Genomic DNA, 15227 nt, shown 5'->3' with positions numbered 1-15227 from the left:
CGATCTGTAGGAGCCTGGAACCTCGGGCCTAGCGCGCCGGTTTGCGGGTGTAGGTCGCGGCGTGCAGGCGTTCGCTGATTTCCGCGGCAGCGGCCTGCAATTCCTTGAGCATATTGGCCGGGGGCGGCACCGGGATCGCCGAGCTGGGGCCGACGATGCCGATGGTGCCGACAATCACGTCATTCTCGCGAAACAACGGACAGCACAGGGCATTGATGCCGACGGTGATTTCGCCGTCGGCATCGTCGTACAGCCGCTCGCGAATCAGTGCCAGGCGCTCGGCCAGCGCCTCGGGGTCGCACATGGTGTTCTCGGTCAGGCGCGGCATCTTGCGCCGCATCACCCGCTGCTGGGTCGCCGCATCGGAAAACGCCAGCACTGTGCGGCCCTGGGCCGAGCAGTAGGGCAAGACGCGGTTGCCCGGCTTGACCGAGATGCACACATTGGCCTTGGACTCCACGCAGGACACCACCAGCGCCGAATCATGGGTGGCCACCGCCAGCAGCGCACTCTGCCCGGTGTTGTCACGGATCCGGGTCAGGTAAGGGTCGGCCAGGGCCCGCAGGTCGAACTGCTCGCTGGCGGCCTCGCCGTAGGCCACCAGGCGTGAACCCAGGAGGTATTTTTCAGTGCTGGGGTCCTGCTCCAGAATCCCCAGTTGGCGCATCGAGGCCAGGTGGCGATAGGTGCGCGGCTTGGCGGTCTGCAACAGCTGCGCCAGTTCGGTCACACCCAGCGGACGCCGGGCAGCGGTCAGTTCGTCGAGCAGGCGGAACACCATTTCCACCGACTCCAGCAGCACCGGGCCACTGCTGGTGCCTTCCTTGCCATCCTTATCTTCTGCCTTCACTGTTCACCTCTATTTGTGTCGCATGGGGGCAGGAACCCCGTTCCTGCGCCGCTCTTCGCCGAAAAAGCATTTCGCTATTCTTGCCGATTGTATCGCCTGAAGAAACAGCTGATTGCACAACGCACAACACCCGGAGCGCGGTTTCCCTGGGGAAAACGCGCTCCGGGTGTGGCCTGGCCGACGCCGTCGATTCAGACTTTGAGTGCCCTGCCCCCCGGCGCCAGCCGTGCCCCGCCTCGTAACTGCGGCACGGCGAACATGCTCACCGCCCCCAGCAGGGTAATGGCCGCCAACACATACAGGCCGTACTCCAGGTGCCCGGTGCTGTCCTTGACCCAGCCCATCATGAACGGGCTGGCATAACCGCCGAGGTTGCCGACGGTGGCGATCAGGGCGATCCCCGCCGCAGCGGCGGTGCCGGTCAGCAAGACCCCGGGCAGCGCCCACAGCACGCAGAACGCCGACAAACCACCGGCCATTGCCAGGCTCAACCCGGCCAGGGACAGGTAGGCGTTGTCATGGAACAACCCGCTGAAGATCAGTCCGCAGGCCGACGCCACCACGCACAGGGTGCCGTGCCAGCGCCGTTCGCGGGTCTTGTCCGAATGCTTGCTGACCACAATCATGCACACCGAGGCCACGGCAAACGGAATCGCCGCGATCAGGCCGGTATCGAACAGGCTCTGCACCCCCAGGTTCCTGACGATCTGCGGCATCCAGAACGACACGCCGTAGGTGCCGCAGAGCAAGGTGAAGTTGGTGACGATCAGGCACCAGATGCCCTTGTTGACGAAGGCCGCGCGAAAACGGTGGTCGGCCCCCTGGCCCTGGTTGCGCTGGCGCTCTTCACGCAATTGCTCCTGGACCCGCAGGTTTTGCGCCGGGCTCAGCCACTTGACCTGGCCGGGCCCGTTATCCAGGTAGAAGAACACCACAAACCCCAGGATCACCGCCGGCAAGCCCTCCAGCAAAAACAGCCATTGCCAGCCGGCCAGCCCCAGGTCGCCGGCAAAGTTCTGCATGATCCAGCCCGACAGCGGGCTGCCCAGCACCCCGGCCATGGCAATGCCCAGATTGAAATAGGCCATGCCCTGGGAGCGCGCACAGGACGGGAACCAGTAGGTCATGTACAGCACCACCCCGGGGTAGAACCCGGCCTCGGCCATGCCCAGCAAAAAGCGCAGCACGTAGAAGGCGGTGGGGGTCTGGATAAACATCATGGAGATCGACAGCAGCCCCCACACCACCATGATCCGCGCGATCCAGAAGCGTGCACCGAGCTTTTGCAGGAGCATGTTGCTGGGGATCTCGCACAGGCAGTAGCCGATGAAAAACACCCCGGCGCCAAAGCCGAACGCCAGATCGCTGAGGCCGATGTCGGCGGCCATCTGCAACTTGGCGAACCCCACATTGACCCGGTCGAGAAACGCCACCACGTACAACACAAACAGAAACGGCAGGATGCGCCAGGCAATCCTGTTGTACAGCCGCCAGTCGGGCTCGTTGTCGAAGGTGCTACGCGAAAGTAGGTTCATCGAGGCTCTCTTTATTGTTGTTGTAGAGAATCGCTGCCGCGCCCCGGCATCCCGGGGAATCAGGCGGCCGGGCGCTGCAGGATAAAGTCGGCGCAGCGCTCGCCGATCATGATGCTCGGCGCATTGGTGTTGCCGCTGACGATGCTCGGCATCACCGAGGCATCGGCGACCCGCAGGCCGTCGATGCCGCGCACCCGCAGATCGGCAGCGACCACCGCCTGCGCGTCGCTGCCCATCTTGCAAGTGCCTGCCGGGTGGAACACGGTCTTGGCCACGCTGCGCACATAGTCGGCGTAGTCCTGCTCCGGCAAATCGTCGCGATCGGCCAGCAGCAACGGGCCGCTGAGCAGGCGCGCCAGGGCCGGCGCGCGCATGATCTTCTGCGCCAGCCTGACCCCGGCAATCAGGGTCAGCATGTCATCCGGGTCGCTGAGGTAATTGGCCCGCAGTGACACCGGGACGAACGGATCGCGGCTGCGCAACAGCAGCCGGCCCCGGGATTTTGGGCGCAGCGCACAGGGGTTGACCGAGATGCCGTGGCCCGCCGGCGGCAAGCGATCGACATCCCCGACCAGGGCCGGCACCACGTGGTATTGCACGTCGGGCCGGCCACAGCCACGGGTGTCGACGAAGCCGCCGCTCTCCACCACGTTGGACGCCAGCAGGCCCTGGCGCCGGGTCAGGTACTGCCAGCCGTGATTCAGCGCCTTGAGCCCTTTGTCATGGCCCAGCAGGCTGATGGGCTCACGGGTCTGGCCGTAGACCGAGGCGCTCAAGTGGTCCTGGAAGTTGCGCCCCACGCCGTCCAGGTCGAGCACCGGCGAGATGCCCATGTCGTGCAAATGCTGCAACGGACCGATGCCCGACAGCAGGAGGATTTTCGGCGAGGCAATGGCCCCGGCACTGAGGATGACCTCTGCGTTGCAGGCAAAACGCTGCAAGGCGCCCGCCTGGCTGCGGGCTTCGACGCCCACCACGCGTCGCCCCTCCAGCAGCAGGCGGGTGACGTGCATCCCGGTCAGCACCTTGAGCAGCGGGCTGTGGCGCACCCCGCGCAAATAGGTCGCGGCGGAACTGGCCCGGCGCCCGTCGGCGGTGGTGGTCTGATAGAACCCCACCCCCTCCTGCCGCGCCCCATTGAAATCCTGGCTCAGCGGCACCCCGGCCTGCTGCGCGGCGCTGACGAACGCCTCGCTCAAGGGGTGGCGATGGCGCGGGTCGCTGACCTTCAAGGGCCCGCCCTGGCCGTGCAACTCGCCGCCCAGTCGGGCATTGGCCTCGGAGCGGCGAAACACCGGCAACACATCCTGCCAGCCCCAGCCCGGGCACCCGGCGTCGCGCCACTGCTCATAGTCCTCGGCCTGGCCACGGATATAGATCATCGCGTTGACCGAGCTGCCACCGCCCAGGGTTCGCCCCTGGGGAATGTAGACCTGACGTCCGTTGACGAAGGGCTCGGCCTCGGTCTTGTACATCCAGGTGCGGCACGTGCCGTGGACCCGGACAAAGGTCCCCGGGATGTGGATGTACGGATGGTTGTCCGCCGGGCCGGCCTCCAGCAACAGCACGCGCTTGCCGGCCTGCACCAGCCGGGCCGCCAGCGCGCAGCCGGCCGAGCCCGCGCCGATGACGATAAAGTCATGGGTGTCCATGGCAACACTCCTGATACATCGCGAACGTCCTCAGCCGACCTGGCTGACGAACTTGGTGGTCAGGTAGGCGTCCAGGCCTTCGCTACCGCCCTCGCTGCCATAACCACTGTCCTTGATCCCGCCGAAGGGGGTTTCCGGCGCGGCGATGCCGAAGTGGTTGATCGAGACCATGCCGCTTTGCAGCTCGTCGGCAAGCAGGGTGGCGCGGGCGATCGAGCGGGTGAAGGCAAAGGCTGCAAGGCCGAAGGGCAAGGCGTTGGCCTGGTCGATCACCTGTTGCAGGTCATCGAACGGCACGATCGAGGCAATTGGGCCAAAGGGTTCTTCGTGCATCACCCGGGCGTTGTCCGGCACATCCGTCAAGACCGTGGGCGCAAAGTAGAAACCCGGCGCCTCGGACGGGCGCCCACCTGCGGCCAGGGTTGCGCCCACGGCCAGGGCATCGTCGACATAGGCCTGCATTGCCGCCACCCGACGCGGATTGGCCAGGGGCCCCATCTGGCTGTCGGCCAGGTTGCCGGCGCCCACCCTCAAGGCCGCGCCAGCCTTGCTGAAGGCGCTGACAAACTGCGGATAGACACTGCGCTGGACAAAAAAGCGGGTCGGCGAGGCGCAGATCTGCCCGGCATTGCGGAACTTCAAGCCGGCGCCCAAGGCCGCCACGGCCTCGACATCCACGTCGTCGCAGACAATGAACGGCGCATGCCCGCCCAGCTCCAGGGTGCAACGCTTGAGCTGCTGCCCGGCCAGGGCACCGAGGGCACGCCCCACCGGCACCGAACCGGTGAAAGAGATCTTGCGGATCACCGGCGAGTGGATCAGGTACTCGGAAATCTGCGCCGGCACCCCAAACACCAGGTTCAACACCCCGGGCGGCACCCCGGCATCCTGGAACGCCCGGCACAGTTCGATACAGGACGAAGGGGTTTCTTCCGGCCCCTTGGCGATGATCGAGCAGCCGGCAGCCAGGGCACCGGCAATCTTGCGCACCAGTTGGCTGACCGGGAAATTCCACGGACTGAAGGCCGCCACCGGGCCGATCGGCTCGCGCAGCACGATCTGCCGGGCACCGCGCTGGCGCGGCGGAATCACCCGCCCATAGGCTCGGCGCCCTTCTTCGGCGTACCAGTCGATATGGTCGCCGGCACCAAAGGCCTCCATCTGTGCTTCGGCCAGGGGCTTGCCTTGTTCCAGGGTGATCAGTTCGGCAATGGCCTGGGAGCGCTCGCGCACCAGGTCGGCGGCCCGGCGCAGGATTTTCGAACGCTCATAGGCCGATGTCTTGCGCCAGACCTCAAAGCCCCTGGCGGCTGCGGCCAGGGCCAGGTCGAGGTCCGCCGGGCTGGCGAAACCCAGGCTGGCGATCTGCTCGCCCGTGGCCGGGTTGAACACGGCCCCTTGTTGTTCATGGCTGCCGCTGGACCAGTGGCCGTCGATCAGGATGGATTGGATAACACGCATCGTGGCTCCTCGCGCTGCTGGAAAGGTTTCGCCTTGTATTTTTCTGTGCGAAACGCTGTTTTTTTGAATGACACAATCCTAGGGCGCAGCTTTTGCCCCTGTCAAGTCATTGCATTGGGCTTTAAAAGTTATTGGCGGGCAGTTGACGGGGCTGGTTTTTCGGGAGTAGCTTTTATCGACAGAAGAAACACCATTCTTCAGAAAGAAACAAAAACAAAATCGGACAGCCCGCCTGCGCTGCCCCGAAGACTGAGGAGATGCACCATGAACCTGGCCCAGGCCCTGCTGCACAACTGGAATGACCTGCCCCGCGAAACCGTGCGCAAGGGGGTGGAGCGCGTTGGCTTCCGCGGCGACGACACCCTTTGCGTAATGAATTGGCTGACCCCGGGGATGGACGTGTTCCCCCACAGCCACACCTTCGAGCAACTGGTGATCATCGTGCAGGGCCGGGTGCGTTTTCACCTGGGTGACGAAGTGGTCGAAGGCGGCCCGGGCAGCATGCTGCGCATCCCGCCCCACGTGGTGCACTACGCCGAGCCCCTGGGCGACGAGGTGGTGATGAACCTCGACGTTTTCTCGCCATTGCGCGACGACTACCAGCACCTGGTGGAGTATCAGGCGGCGGAATTCAGCGCCCCTGAGCCCCGTGAGTCCGGTGCCCTATGAGCAGCCCGACCTGGCGTCAGCGGTTGCTCGACGGCGAGCCGTTACTGAGCAGTTTCATCAAGACTCCGGCCCATGCCGGCATTGAGATTGCCGGGGGCGCCGGCCTCGATGCGGTGGTGCTGGACGCCGAGCATGCGGCCTTCACCGGCAGCAGCCTCGACATCGCCTTGCTGGCCTGCCGGGCCGCGGCGGTCGCCGGTCTGGTGCGCGTACCCGACAGCCGTCCGGGGACCCTGCTCCAGGCCCTGGACCTGGGCGCCGCCGGGCTGGTGTTGCCGCACATCACCCAGGCCGACCAGGCCCGGGAAATCGTCGCCGCCACCCGCTACCGGGACGGCAATCGCGGTTTTTCCAACTCGCCCCGCGCCGGTGGTTACGGCGCCCTGCCCCTGGCCCGGCACGTGGACTTTCACGACGGTCGCGCCGCGCTGATCTGCCAGATCGAGGACGCCAGCGCCCTGTCGCAGCTGGAGCAGATTGCCGCTGTCGACGGGGTGGACTGCCTGTTCGTCGGGCGCGCCGACCTGGCGGTGTCCCTGCGCCGTTTCGACCTCGACCACCCGGAGGTGGAACAGGCGACCCTGCACACCCTGCAGGTGGCGCGGCGCGCCGGCAAGGCCGCCGGGCTGTTCGTCGCCGACCTCAAAGACGTCCCGCGCTACGCCGCCCACGGCGCGAGCTTTTTCATCCTCGGCTCGGACCAGGCCGTACTGCGCACCGGCTGGACCGCGCAGGCCCAGGCCTTTCGCCCGTTATTCGCACGCTGAACACAGCCCCCTTACCCACAGGTGCCCCGATCATGAACGCCACCCTCAAGCCCCTCGACAACCCTGAACGCGAAGCCCGGATCGACAGCCTGGTACGCGGCGCCATCGACCTGCATTGCCACAGCGGCCCCTCGGTGATGCCCCGCTACTGCGACCATATCGAAGCCATGCAGGAAGCCTCCGCCGCCGGCCTCAAGGCCGTGCTGCTCAAGGACCACTACTACTCCTGCACGCCCGTCACCAGCCTGCTGAACAAACACTTCAGCGAGCTGAACGTGCAGATGCTGTCCGGCGTGCCACTGAACAACTCGGTGGGCGGGCTGAATATCCACGCGGTGGAACACGGCCTGAAACTCGGCGCCAAGCTGGTGTGGATGCCGACCTTTTCTTCGGCCAACCACATTGCCCACCATCACCAGGACGTGAAGTTCGTCGACAAATTCCCCCAGACCACCCAGCGCATGCTGCAGCCGATCCCGCTCACGGTGCTGGACGACGACGGCAAGCTGCGCGAAGAGGTCAAAGGCATCCTCGACCTGATCGCCGCCGAAGACGTGGTGCTGTCTGCCGGGCACCTGAATATCCGGGAAATCTGGCCGCTGTTCGAGGAGGCACGCAAGCGCGGGGTCAAGCGCCTGTTGGTCAACCACCCGACCTACGTGGTCGACGCAACCCTGGACGACATGCGCCAACTGGCCAGCGAGGGCGTGTACATGGAGCACTCCATGTGCATGTGGGTGCCCGGGTCGAAGTTCAAATTCTACGACGGTGAGTTTCTGGCCCAGGTGATCGAGGCCGGCACCGTGGACCTGACCATCCTCGGCTCGGACCTCGGCCAGCAGGGCAACCCAAAAATCGTCGACGGCTTTCGCAGCGTGATCGCCAGCGTCCTCGACCTGGGCTACAGCGACGACGACGTGCGCAAGATGACCTCCCTCAACGCCGCCCGCCTGATGAACATCTGAGCCGGGCTTTCGAGGAGCGAACATGAGCCGTCTGACGACGCACATCGGGGCCCTGGCCCTGAAGAACCCGGTGATCTGTGGCGCCGGGGAACACACCATGAATGCGGCGGCGATCAAGCGTGCCCTGGCCACCGGGGCCGGGGCGGTGATCGCCAAGTCGACCAACGAATCGACCGCCGCCAAGCAGCAACTGGACAAGACCGACTACACCTTGCTCGATGCCCAATGGAATCGCCTGCCGTGGAATTTCCAGCCGCCTCCCGAGGCCAGCCTGTTCGGCCGCTCGGGCCTGGTCCAGCGAGACTTCGACGGCTGGCTGGATGAACTGGCCGGGCTCGATCAACAGGCCCGCCAGCAGGACGCCTATGTCATCCCGAGCCTGATCCTCGGCGACCTGGAACGCTGCGCGCAGTTTGCCGTGCAGATCGAACAGGCCGGCCTGCGCGCCCTGGAGCTGAACATCGGTGCACCCCACGGCGAAGAAGCCGCCAAAGGCGCGATTGTCCTGGAGCGCGGCAGCGCGCGGATCGAGCAGATCGTCGCCAGGATCCGCCAGGCCACGCGCCTGCCGCTGTGGATCAAGCTCACCGGGCAAAGCGAAGACGTGGTCGGCCTGGCCGAGGCTGCGCGCCGCGGCGGTGCCGACAGCGTGGTGATGATGGGGCGCTTCATGGGCTTCATTCCGGACCTGGACAGCCAGCGCCCCCTGCTCGGCACCTCGGCCGCGATCGGTGGCAGCTGGGGCCTGCCGCTGACCGCACGCTGGCTGATGCTGACCCGCCAGCGACTGGGCCGCGACTTCCCGCTGATCGCCACCAATGGCGCCCGCAGCGGCCTGGACGTGGCGCGTTTTCTGCTGGCCGGCGCCTGTGCCACCGAGCTGACCTCGGCGGTGTTCACCGGCGGCTACGACGTGTTGCGCCGGGCCATCGACGAACTCGACGCCTACCTGACCCGCCACGGCTGCAGCGCCGGCGAGCTGCTGGGGCGCGCGGCCGATGAGGTGCAAAGCTATCAGCAGCAGGACGACCGACCGGACTATTGGCAGGGTTTCGCCCCGAGCACCGACTGAACGCCTTCATCCAATCAGGAGCAACGACATGCCATCCCACCTGCCCGCCGGCCAGCGCTGGCACTGGTTGTCACCCGAGGCGGCGCGGCAGTTGCGCGGCACGCTCACCGTGGACCGCTGCGGGCAGCGGGCCGGGCCGCGCTCGCGGTGGCGGCGCATCGCCCATGAGATCGTCGAGTCCTGGCGACTGATGCTGGTGTGAACCCGCGCCAATCGGCAATTGACAAACCCGGTGCCAGCTTTTAAAAATGTGCGCCTGATTAACGAGTGTGTATTCATGTCCCCAGCCTGCAACCCCCATTTTTGCGCCATTGGCTTGACTGCCAAGGCCGGGGTTCGCCTGGCTTGCACCTCTAAATCGAAGAAACAGTCGCTCATGTGACCGGGGCGCTGTGTCCCGTCAGATGAGCTGACCGGACACGAGCGCTACGCACACCCTGCCCTTGCTTGATTCCCCTCTACTCTTCTGGCGGCGACCCAACGGTCAACCATCAGGAGAACACGCATGTCATCGTTTCAAGGAATCTGGGTCCCCATCGTCACGCCCTTCAACCAGGGCGCCATCGATTTTGTCGCGCTGCGCCGCCTGACCCTGCACCTGCTGCGCAGCGGCGTCGCCGGGCTGGTGGTGTGCGGCACCACCGGCGAGGCGGCGGCCTTGAGCAAGACCGAGCAACTGGCGGTGCTCGACGCGGTGCTGGAACTGGCGCCCGGGCATCAGGTGATGATGGGCCTGGCGGGCAACAACCTGGCGGAGCTGCTGCACCAGCAACAGCAGATCCTGCAACGCCCGGTCGCCGGCCTGCTGGTGCCGGCGCCCTACTACATCCGCCCGTCCCAGGCCGCGCTGCACACCTTCTTCAGCACCGTGGCCGACGCCAGCAGCGTGCCGATCATTCTCTACGACATTCCCTATCGCACCGGCGTGACCCTGCACCAGGACACGCTGCTGGCGATCATCAAGCACCCACGGATCGTGGCGATCAAGGACTGTGGCGGCAACCTGCAGACCACCCTGGCGCTGCTGGCCAGCGGCGATGTCGACCTGCTGTGCGGCGAAGACCCGCAGATCTTCAGCGCACTGTGCCTGGGGGCCACCGGGGCCATCGCCGCGTCGGCGCATATTCACCCGGAGCTGTTCGTGCAGCTGCATCAACAGGTGGCTGACAGTCGGCTGGCTGAAGCCCGGGAGACGTTTTTCCGCTTGCTGCCGCTGATTCAGAACCTGTTCGTCGAGCCCAACCCGGCGCCGGTCAAAAGCGCCCTGGCGTTGCAGGGCCTGATCAATGACGAACTGCGAGCGCCCATGCACAACAGCAGCGCCGACACCGTTCTGCAACTGCGCGAGCGGCTCGCGGCGCTGCAGAACGCCGGGGCAAAACCGGCAGCGGCCAGCCTCGCCCTGTAGGATCGACGGCGGGTGATGAAGGGAGCGGCGAACACGCCGCACCTTCCATCGCCCTAGCAGCGATAGGCCTTGATTCACGGCGAGAATCGCCAGCATGCTGCCGCTGGTTTTTCCTCGCCGAGATCTCGCCCGCCATGACCTCAAGCCACGTGCCCGCCGCAACCGATAGCGATGTCTACAAGACCCTGCTGGAATCGACCCAGGCCATTCCCTGGCGCATCGATTGGCAGACCATGACCTTCAGCTACATCGGCCCGCAGATCGAACGCCTGCTGGGCTGGCCCCAGGGCAGCTGGGTCGGGGTCAATGACTGGGTGGAGCGCATGCACCCGGACGATCGCGACTATGTGGTGGAGTTCTGCGTGTCTCAATCCCGCGCCGGGGTCGACCACGAAGCCGATTACCGGGCCCTGACCCAGAGCGGCGACTATGTGTGGATCCGCGACGTGGTGCATGTGGTGCGCAAGGACGGCGAAGTCGAGGCGCTGGTGGGGTTTATGTTCGACATCAGCGAGCGCAAGAAAACCGAAGAGCATCTGCTGCGATTGCAGAAGCAGCTCGAAGAATATTCCTTCCAGGACGGCCTGACCGGGATCGCCAATCGGCGCATGTTCGACACCGTGCTGGAACGTGAATGGGCCAGTGCCCAGCGCAGCCAACTGCCGCTGAGCCTGATCATTCTCGATATCGATTACTTCAAGCAGTACAACGACCACTACGGCCATATCCAGGGCGACGACTGCCTGCGCCGCGTGGCCCAGACCCTGGCCCTGGCAACCAACCGCCCGCGGGATTTCGTGGCGCGTATCGGCGGTGAGGAGTTTGTCTGGCTGCTGCCGGAAACCGACGCCCTGGCGGCGCAACGGGTGGCCGATAAATGCCTGCACCTGGTGCGCCAGCAACAGATCCCGCACGCCGCCTCCAGCGTCAGCGACCTGCTGAGCCTGAGCCTTGGCGTCGGCACCACCCTCGCCGCCCCGGACACCTCGGCCCTGGACTTCGTCGAACAGGTCGACCGCCTGCTGTACCAGGCCAAGGATCAGGGGCGCATGGGCGCGGTATACGCCGCATTTGGCAAGTAGCACCGAATGCCGGTTGCCTTGGTGATGTCGGCGTCTGTTCCGGCCAGCGGCATTGGGCTGAATGATGCCCTGTAGCCGCTGCCGAGCCCGCGAGGCTGCGCTGGCCCGGAAGGCCAACGCGATTCACTCAGGGTAATTCGGCGTCTGTTATGGACAGCGCAGCCTCGCGGTGCTCGGCAGCGGCTACGGCGGGATCAGCGTTCGTGCATGGCTTCTGCGCGAGACTTGATGATGGGCTTGAGCAGGTAGCTCAGGATGCTTTTCTTGCCGGTGATGATGTCAACCGACGCAACCATGCCCGGGATGATCAGCAACGGCTTTTCATCGGTACCCAGGTGGCTGCGGTCGGTGCGCAGTTTGATGATGTAGAAGGTGTTCTTCTTATCTTCATCCTGCACGGTGTCGGCACCAATCTGCTCCAGCTTGCCCTTGAGGCCACCGTAGATGGTGTAGTCGTAGGCGGTGAACTTGATCATCGCTTCCTGGCCCGGATGCAGGAAGGCGATGTCTTGCGGGCGGATCTTGGCTTCCACCAGCAGGGTGTCGTCCAGCGGCACCACCTCGGCAATATCGCTGCCGGGCTGGATCACCCCGCCCACGGTGTTGACCAGCATCTGCTTGACGATGCCACGCACCGGCGAGGACACCATGGTCCGGCTGACGCGGTCTTCCAGGCCCTTGGAGGTGGCCTGGGCCTTGCTCAGGTTGGTGCGCGCCTCATTCAACTGCGCCAGGGCTTCACTGCGGAACTTGCCGCGGGTTTCGTCGATCTTGCGCTGTACTTCATTGATCGCGGCCTGGGCACGGGGAATGGCCAGGGTGGTGCCATCGAGCATGCCGCGGGTTTCCACCTCGGACCGCTTGAGGCGCAACACTTCCACCGGCGAAATCGCGCCCTGCTGCACCAGGGGCTCGGACATGCCGATTTCCTGACGCAGCAAGTTCAAGCTGTTGCGGTACTGCTCCTGCTTGGAACCGAACTCGCGCAACTCCTGCTGACGCTGCACCAGTTGCTGCTGCAGGCCGCCGATTTCATCCGACAGTTGCTGGCGTCGGCTCTGGTACAGCGACTCTTCGTTGGACACCTGATTAGGCACGGCTTTGCGTGCAGCGTCGGTGATGTTCAGCGGGCGGTTGTCGATTTCTGCGCTGAGGCGCTCGACCCGCAGCTCCATGGCCACCCGGTCGGCTTCGGTTTCACCGACGTTGGAGGCAAAGCGCGTGTCGTCCAGGCGCACCAGGGGGGCACCGGCCTCGACGATCTGCCCTTCGTGCACGTAGATCTGGGCGACGATGCCGCCTTCCAGGTTCTGGATTTTCTGGATCCGCGACGAGGGGATGGCCTTGCCTTCGCCCTTGGTGACTTCGTCGATAATCGCAAAATGCGCCCACAGCAGCAGGAACACGAAGAAGCCGATCACCCCCCAGATGGTCAGGCGCACGATGCGTGGTGCATCGTCGATCAGGGCCTTTTCGACCTCGGGTAACGGCTGATCGTCAAGCGCGTCGCCGCCCTTGAAGTAACCGAGGATTGCATCCTTGAAGCGGCCTGGGCCTGATTTAAGCAACACTGATCTGCCCCTTTTTCAGCGCTTCCATGACGGCGGCTTTCGGGCCATCCGCGAGTATCTGGCCACGGTCGATCACCAGCAGGCGATCCACCAGGCTCAACAGCGAGGCACGGTGGGTCACCAGAATCACCGTCTTGTTTTCGATCACGGCCTGCAGCCGCTGCTTGAGGCGCTCTTCGCCGGTGTTGTCCATGGCGCTGGTCGGCTCATCGAGCAACAGGATCGGCGGGTTGAGCAGCAGCGCACGGGCCAGGGCCACGTTCTGCCGCTGGCCACCGGAAAGGTTCTGTCCGCGTTCACCGACCTGCAGCTCATAACCCTGCGGATGCAACCGGGCGAACTCATGGACGCCGGCCAGCTCTGCGGCCTGCAGGACCATTTCGTCATCCACGTAACGCGCACCCGACACCAGGTTGTCGCGCAGGGTACCGGCCAGCAGCTGGATGTCCTGGGCCACATAGCCAATGTTATGACGCAGCTCGCTGACATCGATCTGGCGGATGTCCACGCCGTCCACCAGCAACGAACCCGAGTCCGGCTGGTACAGGCCGACCAGCAACTTGGCCAGCGAGCTCTTGCCCGAGCCACTGCGGCCGATGATGCCGATCTTTTCCCCCGGCCGAACGTTGAGGTTGACCCCACGCAGGGCCAGGGTCTGCTGGTTCGGGTAGGTGAAATCGACCGCGCGAAATTCCATCGCACCTTGCAGCACCTGGCGGCTGAGGGGGCGCTCGTCGAAGTTGCGCTCTTGCGGCAACTCCATCATCTGGTCGACCGAGACCATGGTCACTTTGGCTTGCTGGTAACGGGTCAACAGGCCCGACAGCTGGGCCAGCGGCCCCAGGGCGCGACCGCTGAGCATGTAGCAGGCCACCAGGCCGCCCATGCTGAGGGTGCCGTCAATAATCTGGTACACGCCGAAGATGATCATCGCCACGCCGGCCAGCTGCTGAATCAGCAGGGTGATGTTCATGGCCAGGCCCGACAGAACTTTGACTCGCAGCTCCAGGCGACTGAGGGTGCCAATGGTCTGTTCCCACTGGTACTGGCGCTCGCTCTCGGCGTTGTTGACCTTTACCGCATCCAGCCCGGCGAGGGTTTCAATCAGGCTCGACTGCCGCTCGGCGCCCAGGGCCATGGTCCGCTCCAGGGTCGCGGTCAACGGCTTTTGCAGCAGGTGGCCAATACCCAGGGCCAGTGGGAAGGCGACGATCGGGATCCACACCAGGTGGCCACCGAGCAGCGCGATCACCAGCAGGATAATCAGGGTAAAGGGCAAGTCGATCAGGCTGGCCAGGGTCAGCGAGGTCAGGAAGTCGCGCATCCCCTGGAACTCATGGATGTTCTGCGCGAAGCTGCCGACCCGCGCCGGACGCACTTTCATGGCCATGCCGACAATGCGCTCGAACAGCGTCGCCGAAATGATCAGGTCGGTCTTTTTACCGGCCAGGTCCAGGCACAGGCTGCGCAGGCCCTTGAGCAGCAGGTCGAACAGGTAGGCACCGCAGATACCAATGGCCAGCACCCACAGGGTGGCAGTGGCCTGGTTCGGCACCACACGGTCATACACGTTCATCACGAACAGTGGCGCCGCCAGGGCAATCAGGTTGATTACCAGGCTCGCCGCGATGGCGTCGGCATACAGCCAACGCGAGCGCTTGAGGGTTTCACGAAACCAGGAATGGGCACGCGGGATCAGCGTGCCGTTGGTAACGTCAAATTTATGTTGCGGTTGGGCGAAGAAAACCCGACCGCTGTAATCTTGACTCAGCAATTCGCGGTCAACCCGCACTTCGCCGCCGTCGCTTTCACTGAGCAGCAGACGCGCGGTGTCGCCTTCCCAGCCGAGCAATACCGCACACCGCCCTTCCTTAAGCAGGAGCATGGCTGGCAGTGCGATGGAGGGGATCTGCTCCAGCTTGCGCTGCAGCAGGCGCCCCTGCAGGCCGGCCCGAGCCGCTGCGCGGGGCAGCAACTCGGCGCCCAGGCGCTGGGCGGCCAAGGGCAGGCCGGTGGTGAGCATCGCCCGACTGGCGGGCTTGTGATGCAGCGAACAGAGTGTCAACAAGCCGTCGAGCAATGGATCATCATGCTGACTGCGCGGGTCATGGGTAAGTTGCACCGAACCTATTTCAGAATCCAAGCTGACACTCTCTTAACGCTTAAGCAGGTGAATGGCCCAACTCCGTCAAGAA

The 15227-nt window shown here is 64.9% G+C and carries 13 protein-coding genes; 7 read left to right on the top strand and 6 right to left on the bottom strand.

What is annotated here, in order from left to right; genetic code table 11:
- Window positions 1–28: 28 nt before the first annotated feature.
- The 4 genes from JFU57_RS21515 to JFU57_RS21500 form a co-directional block, all read right to left on the bottom strand.
- Window positions 29–850, bottom strand: a complete 822-nt coding sequence (locus JFU57_RS21515; RefSeq protein WP_078471330.1) for an IclR family transcriptional regulator — start codon at window positions 848–850, stop codon at window positions 29–31.
- A gap of 191 nt (window positions 851–1041) precedes the next feature.
- Complete coding sequence (locus JFU57_RS21510) at window positions 1042–2385, bottom strand: MFS transporter (protein ID WP_078471331.1); 1344 nt, start codon at window positions 2383–2385, stop codon at window positions 1042–1044.
- 59 nt (window positions 2386–2444) lie between these two features.
- Window positions 2445–4037 (bottom strand): GMC family oxidoreductase, encoded by a 1593-nt coding sequence (locus JFU57_RS21505; RefSeq protein ID WP_201130708.1) that lies wholly within the window; start codon window positions 4035–4037, stop codon window positions 2445–2447.
- Between the two features lie 30 nt (window positions 4038–4067).
- The gene (locus JFU57_RS21500; protein WP_201130707.1) at window positions 4068–5498 is read right to left on the bottom strand and encodes an NAD-dependent succinate-semialdehyde dehydrogenase; all 1431 of its coding nucleotides are present in this window, start codon (window positions 5496–5498) and stop codon (window positions 4068–4070) included.
- A gap of 264 nt (window positions 5499–5762) precedes the next feature.
- Between JFU57_RS21500 and JFU57_RS21495 the strand changes: the two genes are divergently transcribed.
- From JFU57_RS21495 to JFU57_RS21465, 7 genes are all read left to right on the top strand, one after another.
- Window positions 5763–6167: a cupin domain-containing protein gene (locus JFU57_RS21495; protein ID WP_078471334.1), complete on the top strand. Its 405-nt coding sequence runs from the start codon at window positions 5763–5765 to the stop codon at window positions 6165–6167.
- Window positions 6164–6934 (top strand): HpcH/HpaI aldolase family protein, encoded by a 771-nt coding sequence (locus JFU57_RS21490; RefSeq protein ID WP_201130706.1) that lies wholly within the window; start codon window positions 6164–6166, stop codon window positions 6932–6934. Before JFU57_RS21495 ends, JFU57_RS21490 begins: the two co-directional genes overlap by 4 nt.
- 32 nt (window positions 6935–6966) lie before the next feature.
- Window positions 6967–7899: a DUF6282 family protein gene (locus tag JFU57_RS21485; RefSeq protein ID WP_201130705.1), complete on the top strand. Its 933-nt coding sequence runs from the start codon at window positions 6967–6969 to the stop codon at window positions 7897–7899.
- Between the two features lie 22 nt (window positions 7900–7921).
- On the top strand, window positions 7922–8971 hold the full coding sequence (locus JFU57_RS21480; RefSeq protein ID WP_201130704.1) for a dihydroorotate dehydrogenase: 1050 nt from the start codon (window positions 7922–7924) through the stop codon (window positions 8969–8971).
- Window positions 8972–8999: 28 nt separating this feature from the next.
- Entirely contained in the window at window positions 9000–9173 is a 174-nt protein-coding gene (locus tag JFU57_RS21475) for a hypothetical protein (protein ID WP_178102963.1), read from the top strand.
- Between the two features lie 303 nt (window positions 9174–9476).
- Window positions 9477–10379, top strand: coding sequence for a 4-hydroxy-tetrahydrodipicolinate synthase (gene dapA, locus JFU57_RS21470; protein WP_201130703.1), 903 nt, complete (start codon window positions 9477–9479; stop codon window positions 10377–10379).
- A 134-nt stretch (window positions 10380–10513) separates the two neighbouring features.
- Window positions 10514–11461, top strand: coding sequence for a sensor domain-containing diguanylate cyclase (locus JFU57_RS21465; RefSeq protein WP_201130702.1), 948 nt, complete (start codon window positions 10514–10516; stop codon window positions 11459–11461).
- A gap of 194 nt (window positions 11462–11655) precedes the next feature.
- On the opposite strand, the gene JFU57_RS21460 is transcribed toward JFU57_RS21465, so the two are convergent.
- Together JFU57_RS21460 and JFU57_RS21455 are read right to left on the bottom strand one after the other, a co-directional pair.
- The gene (locus JFU57_RS21460; protein ID WP_201130701.1) at window positions 11656–13032 is read right to left on the bottom strand and encodes an HlyD family type I secretion periplasmic adaptor subunit; all 1377 of its coding nucleotides are present in this window, start codon (window positions 13030–13032) and stop codon (window positions 11656–11658) included.
- Entirely contained in the window at window positions 13022–15175 is a 2154-nt protein-coding gene (locus JFU57_RS21455) for a type I secretion system permease/ATPase (protein ID WP_078471341.1), read from the bottom strand. Before JFU57_RS21455 ends, JFU57_RS21460 begins: the two co-directional genes overlap by 11 nt.
- Window positions 15176–15227 lie beyond the last annotated feature (52 nt).

The organism is Pseudomonas sp. TH07 (assembly GCF_016651285.1).
In the GTDB taxonomy this organism is placed as follows: Bacteria; Pseudomonadota; Gammaproteobacteria; order Pseudomonadales; family Pseudomonadaceae; genus Aquipseudomonas.
Note: the sequence above shows the minus strand (reverse complement) of the source record. Positions and strands in the feature narration are given on the sequence as shown.